The following is an 18410-nucleotide window of genomic DNA, read 5'->3' on the forward strand; positions in this document are numbered from 1 at the left end:
ACGTTTGGCAGACAACGAAGGTTGAGTATGCTTCCCGATACAAAATTCAGGACTGTTACGGAAATTCTGCAGTTTCGCGGCAAGGTCGAACCGGAGAAGACGGCATTCATTTTTCTCGATAACGGCGAATCGGAACTCGCCCGACTCACGTATGGCGACCTGGACAAGCGCGCGCGCGGCATCGCCGCCAGCCTGCAGGAGATTGCGCAACCGGGCGATCGCGTCCTGCTGGTCTATCCGCCGGGACTGGAATTCATCTGCGCGTGGGTGGGATGCCTGTACGCCGGCCTGATCGGCGTGCCCGCCTATCCGCCGCGCAGGAATCGTCCCGCCGATCGCCTCAAGTCGATCGTGGCCGACGCCGGGCCGGTCGTCGCGCTGACCGACGCAGCCACGCTCGGCGGCATCGCGCATCGCGCGGACGGTTATTCCGACACGCTGGAACTGCGGATCCTCGCGACCGATCGGGGCTTCGACGCACCGGCCGAGCAATGGCGCGCGCCGGACATCACGCCGCAGACGCTGGCGCTGCTGCAATACACATCGGGTTCCACCGGTACGCCCAAAGGCGTGATGATCAGTCATGCGAACATTCTGAGCAACATGGCGGTCATCGCCGAGGCCAGCGATGCCGATGCGTCGGCCGTGTTCGTGAGCTGGCTCCCGGTGTTTCACGACATGGGTTTCTTCGGGAAGGTGCTGTTGCCGATCTATCTCGGCGTGCTGTCGGTGCTGATGGCGCCGGCGGCGTTCGTGCAGAAACCGCACCGCTGGCTGACAGCCATCACGAAGTATCGCGGCACGCATTGCGCGGCGCCGGATTTCGCGTACGACCTGTGCGCACGCAAGATTTCGGACGAAGCCCGCGAACAGCTGGATCTGAGCAGCTGGCGGGTGGCATTCAACGGCGCGGAACCGGTGCGTGCGGAATCGGTAGCGCGTTTTTCGCGCGCATTCGCATCGCGCGGCTTCCACGCGGAAACCATGCGCCCGGTCTACGGCATGGCCGAGGCGACCTTGTTCATCTCCGGCCAGCCGGCGCGCTCGCAGCCGCTCGTGGCCGACTTCGACGCCGACGATCTCGCGCAAGGCGTCGCGACCAGAAGCGCGCACGGCAAGCGCCACGCGCTCGTCTCATGCGGCCGCGCCTGGGCGGGGCATCGCCTGCAGATAGTGAACCCGGAGACCGGTCAGCGCTGCCCGCCCGGCCGAATCGGAGAAATCTGGTTGACTGGCACGAGCGTCGGCATCGGCTACTGGAACCGCGCCGAGGAAACGGAGCGCACTTTCCGCGCGAGGCTGGACGGCGATGACGCGCGCTACCTGCGCACGGGCGATCTCGGCTTCGTCGATGGCGAGCACCTCTTCGTCACCGGCCGCCTGAAAGACCTGATCATCGTCGCGGGCCGCAATCACTACCCGCAGGATCTCGAGCAATCGGCCGAGGCAAGCCACCCCGCGCTGGCGCCCGCCGCGTCAGCGGCGTTCTCGATCAACGTCGATAACGTGGAGCGGGTCGTCGTCGCCGCTGAAGTGCGCCGCGAAGCGCTCGCCACGCTGAATGCCGAAGCCGTCGCCGCGGCGATCCGGCGCCAGCTCGCCGAAGTGCACGATGTCGATCTGTATGCGGCGATCCTGTTGAAACCCGCGACGATCCTGCGCACGTCCAGCGGGAAAATCCAGCGCAGCCGAATCCGGCAGGCCTTCGTCGATGAACAGGGGCTCGCGATCGCGGGCGAATGGCGGCGTTCGTTCTCCCGGGAGGCCGCACGCCCGGCCACGTCGGTGCGCGGCACGCAGGAACTGGTGCAGTGGTGCATCGAGCGGGTCGCGCATCTGTCGGGCATCGCGCCCGGCAAGCTCGACCCCGACGCACCGTTCAGCACCTTCGGGCTCGATTCGAAAGACGCGATCCTGCTCTCGGGCGAGTTGCAGGACTGGCTCGGGCAGCCGGTCTCGCCTACCGTCGTCTACGATTTCCCGAGCATTGCGCTGCTGGCGCGCCATTTCTGCGGCGCCGGGCATGCGGCGTCGGACGACGCGCCCGTTGCCGCCGCACGCACGGATATCGCCATCGTCGGCATGGGATGCCGCTTCCCCGGCGCCAGTGATCCCGACGCATTCTGGCAGCGCCTGCTGGCAGGCCATGACGCGGTCGGCGCATCGAACGCGCGCGCCGGCGGCCTGCCGACCACGGGATTGCTGGACCAGGTCGATCAGTTCGATGCGGAATTCTTCGGCATCAGCGCCCGCGAGGCCGAAACGATGGACCCGCAGCAGCGCCTGCTTCTCGAGGTGGCGTGGGAGACGTTCGAGCACGCGGGGATCGTCCCCCGGCATCTCGCCGGCAGCCGCACCGCGGTCATCGTCGGCATCAGCAATTCCGACTACGTCCGGCTGGCGCAGGACGAAGACGCGGATGTCGGCCCGTATGTCGCGACCGGCAATGCGCTCAGCGTCGCCGCCAACCGCATTGCCTACACGCTCGATCTGCGCGGCCCGAGCTGGGCGGTCGACACCGCGTGTTCGTCGTCGCTCGTCGCGGTTCACCACGCGTGCCGCGCGCTGCAGCGCGGCGAGAGCGATGCAGCGCTTGCCGGCGGGGTCAACCTGATCCTGGCGCCGCAATTGAGCGCATCCTTCACGCAGGCGGGCATGCTGTCGCCGGATGGCCGCTGCAAGGCATTCGACGCGGATGCCAACGGCTATGTGCGCGGAGAAGGCGTGGGCATGGTGCTGCTCAAGCGTCTCGACGATGCGCTCGCGAACGGCGACACCGTGTTCGCCGTGATCCGCGGCTCGGCGGTGAACCAGGATGGCCGCAGCAACGGTCTGACCGCGCCGAACGGCCCGGCTCAGCAGGCCGTGATTCGCAGCGCGCTGCGCGATGCCGGCGTGCGGCCGCAGGACATCGGCTTCGTCGAGGCGCACGGAACGGGCACGCCGCTGGGCGACCCCATCGAGCTGAACGCGCTGACGGCCGTGCTGGGTGAATCGCGCCAGCCTGAAGCGCGCTGCTGGATCGGTTCGGTGAAGACCAACATCGGCCACCTGGAATCGGCAGCGGGCATCGCGAGCCTGATCAAGGCCACGCTGGCGCTGCACCATCGCGCCATTCCGCCGAACCTCCATTTCCGGTCGCTCAATCCGCATATCGCGCTCGACGGCACGCCGTTCCGCATTCCGCAGCAGGTCGTGCCCTGGCATCCGGAACACGGGCCGCGCGTGGCCGGCGTGAGTTCGTTCGGCTTCGGCGGCACCAATGCGCACATGATCCTGTCCGAAGCGCCGCACGCCGGAGCGGTCGAAGACGACCCGGCGGCGCCCGCGACGCACGTCGTGACACTCTCCGCGCGCACGCCCGAAGCGTTGCAAGCGCTGGCGGCGTCCTATGCCGCGTATTTCGACGCCCATCCCGAGGTCCGCTTGCGGGAGGTCGCGTCGACGGCGAACACCGGGCGCACCCATTTCACGCGGCGGGCGGCCATCGTCGCATCGAGTCTCGGTGCGTTGCGTTCACGGCTGCATGCCGTGTCGGCCGGCGAGGCCGCCGACACACCGCCCGCGGTGACGTTTCACTTTTCCGCCGACGACGGCGCCAGCGCCGATGCGATTCGGCAATTGCGCGCGGCGAGCCCCGCTTTCAGCGCGCTGATGCAGCAGCAACCGGACGCGGCCGAGGCCGGCTTCACGGCATTCCAGCGCGCGCTCGCGCAACTGTGGATGTCCTTCGGCATCACGCCGGACGCCGTCAGCAGCGCGGGCGACGGGCATCGCGCCGCGGCCTCGCTGGCGGACGTGCCGCAGGCCCCGGACGGCGTGGCGGCGGGCACCCCCGGCATCGTCATCGAGATCGGCGCGCATGCGGCCGCCTGGGACGCGATCCTGCACACGCTCGCCGAGCTTTACGTGCGCGGCGCATCGGTCAACTGGCATGCCGTCGAGCAGCCCGCCCCGTCCCGCCGGCTCGCGCTGCCGACCTATCCGTTCGAGCGTCGCGGCTTCTGGCTCAACCCGCGCGCGCCCCGGCATCCGTTGCTCGGGCGCCGCATGGCGCAGCACGCGCATTTGCCCGGCACGTGGATCTGGGAGTCGAGTCTCGACGCGCCGGACACCGCCTTTCTCGCCGGTCATCGCGTGAAGGGGCCGCCCGTCCTGCCCTATTCCGCCTATGTGGAAATGGCGCTGGCGGCCACCGCGGAGATCGGCGCCGACGGCCATACCACGCTGAAGGACCTCGCACTGCATGCGCCGTTGCCGCTGCATCCGCATGCATCGCGCGCCGTGCAGACCGTGCTGAGCCGCCAGTCCTGGGGGCCGTTTTCGTTTGCCGTCTATCACCGGATCGAGGACACGAGCGCTGCCGCGACATGGCAGATCTGCGCCAGTGCCGAAATTCACGAATCGGATCGGAGCCACGCATGAAATTCGGCCTGATGTTCTTCGCCAGCAGTGAAGAGGCGCTGTCCGGCAACAAGTACCAGCTCGTGATGGAGAGCGCGCGCTTCGCCGATGCGAACGGGTTCTCCAGCGTCTGGGTGCCGGAGCGCCATTTCACCGAATTCGGCTCGCTGTACCCGAATCCCGCCGTCCTTCACGCGGCCCTCGCCGCGGTCACCGGACGCGTGCAGCTGGTCGCGGGCAGCGTGGTCGCCGCGCTGCACAACCCGATCCGGATCGCGGAAGAGTGGTCGATGGTGGACAACCTGTCGAACGGCCGCGTGGGCGTGTCGTTCGCCTCCGGATGGAATCCGGACGACTTCGTGCTCGCGCCCGACAAATACGCGACCCGGCAGGACGACATGCTGACCACGCTGCGCACCGTCCGGAATCTGTGGCGGGGCGGATCGCTGAATGCGAACAATGGCGTCGGCAAGCCGGTGCAATTGCGCATCTACCCGACGCCGGTGCAGCCGGAACTGCCCGTCTGGGTGACCGCCGCCGGCAATCCGCAGACGTTCGTCCGCGCCGGCGAAGTCGGCGCCAACCTGCTGACCCACGTGCTCGACCAGGACCGGGACCAGCTCGCGCACAAGATCGCCCTCTACCGCGAGGCGCGCGCGAAGCACGGCTTCGACCCGGCGACCGGCACCGTGTCGGTGATGCTGCACACGTTCGTCGGCGACGATGCGACGCGGGTGCGCGAGCAGGCGCGCGCGCCGTTCTGCAACTACATCCGCAGCAATATCGGACTGCTGAACGGACTGGCGCAAAGCCGTGGCCAGTCGGTGGACGTGCGCGCGATGGGGGCGCGCGAACTGGACGAATTCGTCGAGTTTCTCTATGAACGCTTCGCGCAATCGCGCGGCCTCATCGGCACGCCGGAAACCTGCGTCGACCTGGTGCAGGACCTCGCGTCGATCGGCGTGGACGAAGTGGCATGCCTGCTCGATTTCGGTCCGCCGGTCGAGCTGATCCTGGGCAATCTTCCTCACCTGCGCCGGCTGCGGGAAATGTGCGCGCCCAAACGGCGCGCCGAGCCGGCGAGATTCGATGCCGCCGAGGTGCAGGCGCGCTGCACCGAAACGACGTCGGGCGCGGACTTCAATGGCGAAATCCGGCAGTACGGCGTGCAGATCGACGGCGTGTTCGATGCGATCCGGCAGATCTGGCGCACGGCCGGCGAGGCGCTGGGGAAAATCAGCCTGCCGGCCGACGCGCTGGCGTCGTCGCAATTTCAGGTGCACCCGGCGTTTCTCGATGCGTGCAGCCGCGTGCTCGCGGCCGCCATCGATCCGGACGCGCTGGAGGCCGGCGACCTGTACCTGCCCAGTTCGATCGGTGCGGTACGGGTTCATCAGCCGCCGTCGTCAGCGCAGGCTTGGAGTCACGCGACGCTGCGCAAGCCGGCCGGGCAACACGCGCTGGAGGGCGATATCCGCGTCCACGACCTCGCCGGCCGGCTGCTGATCGAGATCGATGCGCTGCGGTTGCAGCAGGTGCGCGCCGGGCGCGCGGTCGAGCGGCACGACTTCGCCGCCCTGCTTTATCGGCGAGTCTGGAGACCGTCGAGCGTCGAAGCGGCAACCGGCGCTTCGGCGCATGGCGAGTGGCTGATTCTCGCGGACCGCGGTGGCGTCGGCGCGCAACTGTCGGCCCTGCTGGAAAGCGCGGGCGATACGTGTGTGCTGCAGTTCGCCGACGCGAGCGCGGCGCTGCCCGCGCTCGACCGGCCGCTGAAGGGCGTCATCCATCTGTGGAGTCTCGATCTCGCGCCCGCCGATATCGCTGCGAGACGGCGCGCCAGCGCGAGCGTGCTGCAACTGGTCAGGGCGCTGGCGGCGCGCGCGCCGTCGGCCCGGCAGGCGCGTCTGTGGCTGGTGACGTCGGGTGCGATGAACGTGCTGGACGGCGAATCGACCGCCGTGGCGCAGGCGCCGCTGTGGGGGTTGGGCCGGGCGATCGCGGTGGAGCATGCGCCGCTGTGGGGCGGCCTGATCGACCTCGATCCCGCGCAGCCGTCGGCGACGGACATCGTGCAGGCGGTGCTGGCTGGCGGCCGTGAAGACATGATCGCGTTTCGCGGCGGACAGCGCCACGTCGCGCGCATCGCCCGCGACAATCGCGAATTCGTTAGCCACCGGCCGGTCAGGTTCCACCCTGACGCAACCTATCTGGTGACCGGCGGGCTCGGCGGGCTCGGCCTGCGGCTCGCGGCCTGGCTCGCCGGCAACGGCGCCGGCAAGGTCGTGCTGCTCGGGCGCAGCGAGCCTTCCGCCGCCGCCGAAAAGATCCTGCAGACGCTCGACGCCCGCTTCATTCGCGCCGATCTGTCGCGTCGCGAGGACGTCGCGGACGCGATCGGCGAAATCGCGCGTTCGATGCCGCCGCTCAAGGGGGTGTTTCACCTCGCCGGCACGCTCGACGATGCGCTGCTGACCCGCCAGGACGATGACTTCTTCCATCGCGCCGGCAGCGGCAAGGCCGATGGCGCGTGGTATCTGCACGAGCTGACGGCCGACCTGCCGCTCGACCATTTCGTGCTGTTCTCGTCGATGGCCGCGCTGATCACCATGCCGGGCCAGAGCAACTACGCGGCGGCGAACAGCTTCCTCGACGCCCTTGCGCAGCATCGGCGCGCGCAGGGAAAACCGGCACTCAGCGTCAACTGGGGCCCGTGGGCCGAGATCGGCCACGCCGCCACCGACTACGGACGGCGCGCGCATGAACAGCTGGGTGCGCTCGGCGTGGGCACGCTGTCGCCCGAACTGGCCATCGCGACCCTCGAACGGCTGATGGCGTCCGGCGTTGCCCAGTCCGGGGTCGCGCGCATCGACTGGCCGACGCTGTTCCGGGTCGATGCGCCGGCTGCCGGATCGGCGTTGTTTTCCGAGCTGGCGCAACCGGCCGCGCAGCCTGCGCAGCAGGAGACGGCATTGCTGCGCCAGCTGCATGCGTGCGCGCCGCGCGAGCGGCTCGAGCTCATCGCCGGCACGCTCGCGACGATGCTGGCCGAGACGTTGCGTCTGCCCGGGCCGGACGCCATTGCGCCCGGGCAATCGCTGCTCGATCTCGGCCTGGATTCGCTGATCGCGCTCGAACTGACCGACCGTCTCACCAAGGTGTTCGGCAGGCCGTTTCGCGCGACGCTGTTCTTTTCCTATCCGAACCTGCAAGCGCTCGCCCAGTACGTGCTCGGCGAACTGTCACCGTCGCTCCCCGCGCCTGTCGTCGACGAAGCATCGGACGACCTCGACGAGGACGACCTTTCCGAACTGATCGCGCAGGAGATCGGCGCCCAATGAACGCCAAGGCCACGCATGCACTGAAAGCCGCGCTCGACGAACTGCGCCAGCGGCGCACGGAAATCGCGGCGCTGCGCTCGGACCGCAATGAACCGATCGCCGTCATCGGCATGGCTTGCCGCTTCCCCGGCCGCAGCGATACGCCGGACGCGTTCTGGCAATTGCTCGACAACGCGCGCGATGCCGTCACCGAAGTGCCCGGCGAACGCTGGGACATCGATCGCTATTACGACCCCGATCCGTCCGCGCCCGGCAAGATGGCGACCCGCCACGGCGCGTTTCTCGAACGCGTCGATCAGTTCGATGCGGCGTTCTTCGGGATCGCGCCGCGCGAAGCGACCTATCTCGATCCGCAGCAACGGCTCCTGCTCGAAGTGGCCTGGGAGGCGCTCGAGAATGCCCATCTCGCGCCCGAGCGCTTCCGGCAGTCCGCCACGGGCGTGTACGTCGGCATTACCTGCTTCGACCATGCGATCCAGGTATCCAATGCGGCGATGCCGTCGAGCAGCTACGCCGGCACGGGCAGCGCGCTGAACATGGCCGCCGGCCGGCTGTCGTTCGTGCTGGGCCTCACCGGCCCGAGCATGGCGATCGATACGGCCTGCTCGTCGTCGCTGGTCTGCCTGCACCTCGCCTGCGAAAGCCTGCGCTCGCGCGAAACCGGCATGGCGCTCGCGGGCGGCGTCAACCTGATGCTGTCGCCCGAGGTCATGGTCAGTTTCTCGCAAGCGCGCATGCTGTCGCCGGACGGACGCTGCAAGACCTTCGACGCGTCGGCGGACGGCTACGTGCGCGGCGAAGGGTGCGGCATGGTCGTGCTCAAGCGCCTCGCCGACGCGCTCGCGGACGGCGACCGGGTGCTCGGCATCGTGCGTGGCACGGCGGTCGACCAGGGCGGCGGCGGCGGCGGGCTGACCGTGCCGAGCCGCGATTCGCAGGAACGGGTGATACGCCGCGCGCTGAACCAGGCAGGCCTCGCGCCGGGCGACGTCTCCTATGTCGAGGCCCACGGCACCGGGACTTCCCTCGGCGACCCGATCGAGGTCGAAGCGCTGGCGGGCGTCTACGGTCCCGGCCGCACGGCGAGCGAGCCGCTCGTGATCGGGTCGGTCAAGACCAATATCGGGCATCTCGAATCCGCGTCCGGCATCGCCGGCCTGATCAAGGTCCTGCTGTCGTTCGAGCACGACCGGATTCCGGCGCACCTGCATTTCACGCAACCCAATCCGCATACGCCGTGGCAGGCGATCCCGATCCGCGTCGCGGCCGATCCGGTCGCATGGCGTCGCGGCGAGCGCCGGCGAATCGCCGGGGTCAGCGCGTTCGGATTCAGCGGCACCAACGCGCACGCGATCGTCGAGGAACCGCCGGTCGCACCGGCGCACGCGGCGCAGCGCCAGTTGCTGCTGCTGTCGGCCAGATCCGAAGCGGCGCTGGCGGCGCTCGCGTCACGCTACGAGCGCACGATCGCCGGCGCGACGCCGCAGGAGCAGGCCGCCGTCTGCCGCGCCGCCGCCACCGGACGGAGTCACTATCCGTTTCGCGCGGCCTATGTGTCGGGCGGGCGGAGCGCGTCGGCGGCCGTGGCGCGCACGGGCAAGCCGTTGCGCCTGGGCGCCCTGTTCGGCGTGCCGGACACCGGCGCCGCGCGCGCGCTCCACGCATCGGAACCGCTGTTTCGCGATGCCTTCGACCGTTGCGCGGTGCCGCTGGAGGCGCTCGATACCGACGCGGGCCGTTTCGCGGCCCAGTTCGCGTGGGCGGAACTGTGGAAGGGATGGGGCATCCGGCCGGCCGTCGTGTCGGGACACGGCATCGGCGAATATGTGGCGGCCTGCGTGGCGGGTGTCGTGAGCATGGCCGACGCGCTGCGCCTCGTGGCCGCCCGCCGGGACGCCGACGCGTTGCGCGCTGCGCTTCATGACATGCCGCTCGCACGGCCGTCGGTCCGCCTGATTTCCGGCTGTCTCGGCGCGGAGGTGACCGACGAGGTGACGCACCCGCAGTACTGGCTGCAGCTTGCCGGTGCGCCGGATCAGGCCGACGCGCCGCACGTGCCGGAGGGGCTCGCCGACGGCTGGCTGCCGCCGCCGTGCGCCGGCGAGGCACTGGAGCACGCACTCGCGGCCCTGTACGTGCAGGGCGGACAATTCGACTGGCACGCGCTGTTCCCGGCGCCGGCCCAGCCTGCCACGACCTTGCCGAACTATCCGTTCGAGCGGCAGCGTTTCAGCCTGGAGAAGATCCCGTCGCCCGTCGTCGGCATGGATGCCGGCAGCATCGACGCCGCGTTGCGGCACCTCAAGTCGTCCGGCAAATACCCGGAAGACGTGCTGAACCTCTTTCCGGACCTGCTCAGGGCCGCGTTCACCCCGGCCGAACCCGGCGCCCCGGCCGCGCCTCCGCTCTATCGCGTGGTGTGGGAGCAGCAAGCCGCGTTGCCGCCGGCCCGGCTCGCCGTCGATGCGTCTGCGTGGCTGATCTTCGCGGACGGAAGCGGGGTCGGCGAGCGGCTCGCCGCGCTGCTGCGCGCGCACGGCGCATCGTGCGCGCTGGTACGCCCCGGCCGCGACTATGGCGGTGGCGCGGAAGCGGGTTGGCAGGTCGCGCCCGAGCAGCCGGACCATTTCGTGCGCTTGCTGAACGAGACCGCCGCGCCCGGGCAGCGCATCGTCTTTTTATGGGCGCTGGACGAAGCCGTAGGCACGTCGCGCATGTCCACCGCGCTGCTGCATCTCGTGCACGCGCGGGCCGGCAGCGAGCGCGCCGGGACGCCTTCGATCGGGCCCAGGATCTCGGTGGTCACGCGCGACGCGGTGGAAGCCGGCGAAGCGCCCCGCGTCACCGGGCTCGCACAGGCTGCCTTGTCGGGCCTGGCACGCGGGGCGATGATCGAGCATCCGGAATGGTTCGGCACGGCGATCGATCTCGATCCGGCCGCGCCGGCGGACGAGACGCAGGCGCTGCTTCAGGAACTGCTCGGCGAGCACCGCGAAGAACAGGTGGCGTTGCGGCGCGACGTGCGCCATGTCGCACGCCTGAGCCCGCTCGCGCAAGCCGACACGGCCGCGCTGCGGGTCGATCCGGACGCGGCCTACCTGATCACCGGCGGGTTCGGCGCGCTCGGGCTGCACACCGCGCGATGGCTGGCGGCGCGCGGCGCGGGCACGCTGATCCTGGTCGGCCGTCAAGGGGCGGCGAGCGACGAGAGCCGGCAGGCGATCGCCGAGCTGCGCGAGCGCAATGTGTCACTGCGCTGCGAGCGCCTCGATATCGCGGATCCGGTGGCGGTCGCCGATCTCTTCGCCGCGCTGCAGCGCGACGGCGTGCCGCTGCGGGGCATCGTGCATGCGGCCGGCATCGTCGGCTACAAGCCGATCGTGCAGGTCGAGCGCGCGGAACTCGACGCGGTCCTGGAACCCAAGGTCGCCGGCGCGTGGCTGCTTCATCAGCACAGCGCGCCCTTCCCGCTCGATTTCTTCATCCTGTTTTCGTCGATCGCATCCGCATGGGGCTCGCGCGACCAGGCGCACTACAGTGCCGCGAACCGCTTCCTCGACGCGCTCGCGCATCATCGCCGCGCGCTGGGCCTGCCGGCCCTGAGCGTGAACTGGGGGCCCTGGGCGCAAGGCGGCATGACGTTCCCCGAGGCGGAAGCGCTGCTGCGGCGCGTCGGCATCCGGCCGCTGGCGGCGGATCGCGCGCTCGACCTGCTGGATCGCCTCCCCGCCGTGCCGCAGGCGGCGGTCGTCGATATCGACCTGGCGCTGTTCCAGGCCTCGTACGAGGCGCGCGGGCCCCGCCCCTTCCTCGACCGCGTGCGGGTGGCCGGCCCCGCCACGGGCGCGCAGGCGATGCCGGCATTGCGCGACGCATCGCCGCGCGAGCGCAAGCGTCTGCTGGCGGACAGCATCGACCGCGCAGTGGCCCAGGTGCTCGGCTACGAAACGGAGGCGCTGGATCGCAATCTCGGCTTCTTCGAGATGGGCATGGATTCGCTGATGGCGCTGGACGTGCGCACGCTCGTCGAAAAGGCGCTGGGCATCCCGTTGCCGGTCGCGCTGCTGTTCGATCATCCGACGGTCAACGCCCTCGCCGATTTCCTGGCGGAGCAGTCGTCCGGCACGACGCCGGACGCGCACGCGGCGCCGACGGAGGTCGTGCAGCCGCGGCCGGCCGTGGCGACCGTGGCGGCCCGCGAGACCGGTACGCCGGAGCCGATCGCGATCGTCGGCATGAGTTGCCGTTTTCCGGGCGCCGCGCACGACCTCGATGCCTACTGGCAGCTGTTGAACGACGGCGTGGATGCGATTTCCGAAGTGCCGCGCGAGCGCTGGGACGTCGACGCGTACTACGACCCCGATCCGGAAGCGCCGGGGCGCTTGTACTGCCGCTTCGGCGGTTTCCTCGACGACGTCGACCAGTTCGATCCTGCCTTCTTCCGTATCACGCCGCGCGAAGCGGCCGCGATGGACCCGCAGCAGCGCCTGTTGCTCGAAGTCAGTCACGAAGCGCTGGAGCATGCCGGGATTCCCGTCGACGGGCTCAAGGGCAGCCGGACCGGCGTCTTCGTCGGCATCACCACCAACGACTACGCGAACCTGCAGCTTCGCAACGGCGGCGGCAGCGGCATCGACGGCTATTTCTTCACCGGCAATCCGCTCAACACGGCGGCCGGCCGCATCTCCTATGGACTGGGCGTGCAGGGACCGAGCATGGCGATCGACACCGCCTGCTCGTCGTCGCTCACCGCGATCCATCTCGCCAGCCAGAATCTGCGAAGCGGCGAATGCGATCTCGCGATCGCGGGCGGCGTCAACCTGATCCTCTCGCCGGACAACTCCATTGCCGTGTCGCGCACGCGGGCGCTGGCGCCGGACGGCCGCTGCAAGACCTTCGACGCGGCGGCGGACGGCTTCGTGCGCAGTGAAGGCTGCGGCGCGCTGGTGCTCAAGCGCCTGTCCGATGCGCTCGCCGCAGGCGATCGCGTGCTGGCCGTGCTGCGTGGTTCGGCCGTCAACCACGACGGCGCATCGAGCGGGTTTACCGCACCGAACGGCCGCGCGCAGGAAGCCGTCATCCGCCAGGCGCTGGGCGGGCTGCCCGCCGCGTCCATCGATTACGTGGAAGCGCACGGCACCGGCACCCCGCTCGGCGATCCCGTCGAGGTGCAGGCGCTGGCGACGGTATTCGGCGAAGGCCGTGACGCGAGCCGCCGGCTGCGCGTCGGCTCGGTGAAGACCAACATCGGCCACACGGAATCCGCCGCCGGCATCGCGGGGGTCATCAAGGTCGTGCTGTCGCTGAACCACGGCCGCCTGCCCGCCCACCTGCATCTGCGCCGCCCGAACCCGCTGGTGCAGTGGGACGCGCTGCCCGTCGAGATCTGCACCGAGGCGAGCGCGTGGCCGCGCGGCGAGCGGCCACGGCGAGCCGGCGTGAGCGCGTTCGGCGCGAGCGGCACCAATGCGCACGTGGTGCTGGAAGAAGCCCCCGTGCCGGCGCAACGGGCGACACCGTCGAGACACAAGGTGCATCCGCTGGTGCTGTCGGGCAAGACGCCGGCGGCGTTGCGCGAGCTGGCCGGGCGCTATCAGCGGCGGCTCGAAGCCGAACCGGGTCTCGATATCGCGGCCGTGGCGTTTTCTGCGGCGGCCGGCCGCTCGCCTTTCGCACACCGGCTGGCGCTGCCGGTGACGTCCGTCGAGGACGCCATCGACAAGCTGCGCGCCTTCCAGGCCAAGGAACCTGCGGGCGCGGCGCAGCCCGCGCCGCGCGTGAAGATGGCGTTCCTGTTCACCGGTCAGGGCTCGCAATACGCCGGCATGGGCCGCCGCCTGTATGACGCGTATCCCGTGTTCCGCGACGCCATCGACCGCTGCCGCGCGGTGGCCGATCCGCTGCTCGACAAGCCGTTGCTCGAGGTGCTGTCCGCGCCGTCCGAGGACATCCACCAGACCGGCTACAGCCAGCCGGCCCTGTTCTCGCTGCAGTACGCGCTCACCACGTTGCTGGCGTCGTTCGGCGTGGTGCCCGACGCTGTGATGGGGCACAGCGTCGGCGAGTACGCGGCGGCTTGCGCGGCCGGCGTCTTCTCGCCGGAAGACGGCCTGCGGCTGATCGCCGAACGCGGCCGGTTGATGCAGGCATTGCCCCGCGACGGCGAGATGGCGGCGATTTTCACCGACCTCGCCACGGTCGAGCGCGCGATCGAAGCCTGTCCGCACGAGGTCGCGGTGGCGGCCGTCAACGGGCCGGCCAGCATCGTGATTTCCGGCAAGCGCGAGCGCATCGCACGGCTGGTCGACGCGTTTGCCGCGCAGGGCATCCGGTCCGTGCCGCTCAACACGTCGCACGCGTTTCACTCGCCGCTGCTCGAGCCGATGCTGGACAGCTTCCAGGCCGCGGCGAAAGCCGTGCCCGTCGCGCGCCCGGCCATCCCGTTCTATTCGAATCTCACGGGCGCCGCGATGGACGAGGCGCCCACCGACGCGTACTGGCGCCGCCACTGCCGGGAGCCGGTGCAGTTCGCAAGCAGCGTCGAGCGCCTCGCCGAAGCTGGTTTCAACGTGCTGGTCGAAATCGGTCCCAAGCCGGTGCTCGTCAACCTGGCCCGCGCGTGCTGCGCGCCGGATGCCGGGATCCAGTTCCTGGCCCTGCAGCGGCCGCAAGTCGAGCAGCAAGCGCTGATCGAAACGCTGTCGAGCCTGTATGCCCGGGGCGTCGATGTCGCCTGGGCCGCAACCGAAACACCCGCGCCCATGCGCGTCGCATTGCCGTCCTATCCCTTCCAACGCAGCCGTACCTGGTTTCAGAAAGCGGACACGTCCATGACTCAGACAAGCGCATCACCCATCGCTGCAACGCCGACCCACGACCGTAGCGGCGAGGTTCTCGAATGGCTTCGCGGCAAGATCGGCGAATTGATCCAGGCCGATCCCGCCACCATCAACATCGACCTGCCGTTCCTGGAAATGGGCGCCGACTCGATCGTGCTGATCGAGGCCATCCGGCACATCGAGAAACAGTACGGCGTGAAGCTGGCCATGCGTCGCTTCTTCGAAGACCTGGCGACGGTGCAGGCGCTCGCCGAGTATGTCGCGGACAATCTGCCGGCGGCCGCCGCGCCGTCCGAGGCCGAGGCCGTGGTCGCGACCGTGGGCGAGCCGTCCGCGGTGGCGCTCGCGCCGTCCGCGGAGGTGCCGGCGCCGCTCGCCGCCGCGCCGGCGGAATGGGTGGCGGCCGAAGGCGGCTCCACGGTCGAGCGCGTGTTGCTGGAACAGAATCAGTTGCTGTCGCGCGTCATGAGCCAGCAGATGGAGCTGCTGCGCACGTCGCTGACCGGCCACGCCGACGTCCGGCCGGCGACGGTCGCCGCGCAAGCCGTCGCGAACGTTGCGAACGTTGCGAACGTCGCGGCCAAGGCCGCGACCGCGGTGCCGGCCGCCGCGCCCGCAGCGAAGCCCGCGCCGGCACCTGCGGCCGCGACCGACAACCGGCCGCCCAAGCCGATGATGCCGTGGGGCAGCCCGGTCGAACAGCGGGCGCGCGGCTTGTCCGCCGTACAGCAGGAGCATCTCGAAGCGCTGATCGCGCGCTACACGACGCGTACCCGGAAATCGAAGGAATCGGTGCAGGCGTCCCGCCCGGTGCTGGCCGACAGCCGGGCCACGGTCGGCTTCCGCTTTTCGACCAAGGAGATGCTGTATCCGATCGTCGGCGAGCGCGCGGCCGGTTCGCGGCTGTGGGACATCGACGGCAACGAGTACATCGATTTCACGATGGGCTTCGGCGTGCATCTGTTCGGCCACACGCCGGATTTCATCCAGCATCAGGTCAGCCGCGAATGGCAACGCCCGCTCGAACTGGGCGCACGCTCCAGCCTCGTCGGCGAAGTGGCCGCGCGCTTTGCCCGCGTCACCGGCCTCGATCGCGTCGCGTTCTCGAACACCGGTACCGAGGCGGTCATGACCGCGATGCGGCTCGCGCGCGCCGTGACCGGGCGCGACAAGATCGTGATGTTCACGCATTCGTATCACGGCCATGCCGACGGCACGCTCGCCGCGGCGAACGCGGAAGGCGTCACGGAAACCATCGCCCCCGGCGTGCCGTTCGGCTCGGTCGAGAACATGATCCTGCTCGACTACGGCAGCGACGCCGCGCTCGAGGCCATACGCGGCATGGCGTCGACCCTGGCGGCCGTGATGGTGGAGCCGGTGCAGAGCCGCAACCCGTCCCTGCAGCCCGTCGCGTTTCTCAAGGAACTGCGCCGCATCACCGAAGAGGCCGGTGTCGCGCTGATCTTCGACGAAATGATCACCGGCTTCCGCGTCCATCCGGGCGGCTCGCAGGCCATGTTCGGCATCCGGGCCGATCTCGCGACGTACGGCAAGATCATCGGCGGCGGCCTGCCGCTGGGCGTCATCGCCGGCACCACCCGCTTCATGGACGCCATCGACGGCGGCATGTGGACCTACGGCGACCACTCGTTCCCGGTCGCGGACCGCACCGCGTTCGGCGGCACGTTCTGCCAGTACCCGCTGGCGATGGCGGCCGCGCTGGCCGTGCTGGAGAAGATCGAACAGGAAGGCCCGGCGCTGCAGGCCGCGCTCAACGAACGGACCGCGCAAATCGCAGGCACGTTGAATGCGTTCTTCGTGGAGGCCGAGGCGCCGATCAAGGTCACGTGGTTCGGCTCGATGTTCCGTTTGGAATTCACCGAGAACCTGGACCTGTTCTTCTATCACATGCTCGAAAAGGGCATCTACATCTGGGAATGGCGCACCTGCTTCCTCTCCACCGCGCATACGGATGCCGATGTCGACCGGTTTATCCGCGCGGTGAAGGACAGCGTCGCCGACCTGCGCCGGGGCGGCTTCATCCGGCCGCACTCGAAGCACGGCACGGTCGCCGCGCTGAGCGAAGCGCAACGCCAGCTGTGGGTGTTGTCGGAAATCGATCCCGAAGGCTCGCTGGCCTACAACGTCAACACCACCCTCGAACTGAAGGGCCGGCTCGACGAGGCCGCGATGCGCGCCGCCGTCCAGGGCCTGGTCGATCGACACGAGGCGCTGCGCACGACGGTGACGCCGGACGGGTCGGGCCAGATCGTGCATCCGTCGCTGACGCTGCGGATTCCGCTGATCGACGCGGACCAGGACGCGTGGCGGGACCAGGAAAGCCGCGAGCCGTTCGATCTGGTGAACGGCCCGCTCTTTCGCGCCGCGCTCGTGCGCGTCGACAGCGAACGTCACCTGCTGGTGATGACGGCCCATCACATCATCTGTGACGGCTCGACGTTCGGCATCCTGCTCGAGGATCTGGCCCGCGCGTATGCCGGCGCCGCGCCGGCTGCGGCGCCGCTCCAGTTTCGCGAATACCTGAAGCAGCTCGACACCCAGCGCCACAGCCCGGAAACGAAGGCGAATCGCGCGTACTGGCTCGCGCAGTGCGAGCGCCAGGCCGAACCGTTGAACCTTCCGGCCGACTACCCACGGCCCGCGGTGAAGACGTTTCACGGCAAGCGCGTGTCGCTGCATCTGGACGCGGCGGCGGCCGCGCCGCTGCGCACCGCCGCCCGTCAGAACGGCTGCACGCTCTACATGGTGCTGCTTGCCGGCTTCAACCTGTTCCTGCACCGCATCGCCGGCCAGCAAGAGATTGTCACCGGCATCCCGGTGACCGGCCGTTCCGTGGCCGGCAGCGATCGCCTCGCCGGCTACTGCACGCATCTGCTGCCGCTGCGCTCCACGCTGCCCGAGCAGGCCACCGTGGCCAGCTTCCTGGCCGGCACCCGGCAGAACCTGCTCGACGCGCTCGAGCACCAGGACTATCCGTTCGCCGAGCTGGTCCGCGAAATCGGCGCGCAGCGCGATCTCAACGCCGCCCCGCTGGTATCGGCGGTCTTCAATCTGGAGCCCGTGTCGGCGCTGCCCGGCCTGCCGGGCCTGACGGTCGGCCTGGTCGCCCCGCTGATCCGCCACACCGCGTTCGATTTGAACGTCAACGTCCTCGACTCGGGGCAGGCACTCCTGATCGATTGCGACTACAACACCGATCTGTTCGACGAGAGCACCGTGGAGCGTTTCCTCGCGATCTACCGGACCCTGCTCGCGCGTCTCGCGGACGATGCGTCGGCCGTCGTTGCCCGGCTGCCGTTGACGAGCGAAGCCGAGCGGAACCTGCTGACCGTCGAGTGGAACCGGACCGAGACGGAGTTCGGCGAGGCCGCCGCGCAACCGTTGCACCGCCTGTTCGAACAGCAGGTCGCGCGCACGCCCGATGCCGTCGCCGCCGTCTATGACGACGCCACGCTCTCCTACGCCGAACTCAACCTGCGCGCCAACCGCCTCGCGCACCGGCTCATCGCGCTCGGCGTCGGGCCCGACGCCCTCGTCGGCGTCGCCATGGAGCGCTCGCTCGACATGATCGTCTCGCTCCTCGCGGTCCTCAAGGCCGGCGGCGCTTACGTCCCCGTCGACCCAGACTATCCCGCCGAGCGCGTGCGCTTCATGATCGAGCACGCGCAGTTGCGCTGGCTCCTCACCCAGCAACATCTGCGCGCCGCGCTGCCCGATACCGATGCCGACCTGATCGTCGTCGATTCCAACGAACTCGGCCTCGATCTCGACGCGGTAGCCAACCCCGAGCCCGATCTGAACGGCG

Annotated in this window: 3 protein-coding genes; all 3 read left to right on the forward strand. The window is 69.6% G+C overall.

All coding sequences use genetic code 11. The features are described 5' to 3' along the window. The first annotated feature begins 27 nt into the window (after window positions 1-27). Window positions 28-4425, forward strand: coding sequence for a hybrid fatty acyl-AMP ligase/type I polyketide synthase (locus BLA15945_RS36700; protein WP_174994673.1), 4398 nt, complete (start codon window positions 28-30; stop codon window positions 4423-4425). Beyond that, window positions 4422-7745: a type I polyketide synthase gene (locus BLA15945_RS36705; protein ID WP_174994674.1), complete on the forward strand. Its 3324-nt coding sequence runs from the start codon at window positions 4422-4424 to the stop codon at window positions 7743-7745. The genes BLA15945_RS36700 and BLA15945_RS36705 overlap by 4 nt, the downstream gene beginning before the upstream one ends. Further along, window positions 7742-18410 (forward strand): type I polyketide synthase (locus BLA15945_RS36710; protein WP_174994675.1); only part of this gene is annotated, 10669 nt, incomplete at its 3' end. The genes BLA15945_RS36705 and BLA15945_RS36710, both read left to right, overlap by 4 nt.

Source organism: Burkholderia arboris (assembly GCF_902499125.1).
Lineage (GTDB): Bacteria > Pseudomonadota > Gammaproteobacteria > Burkholderiales > Burkholderiaceae > Burkholderia > Burkholderia arboris.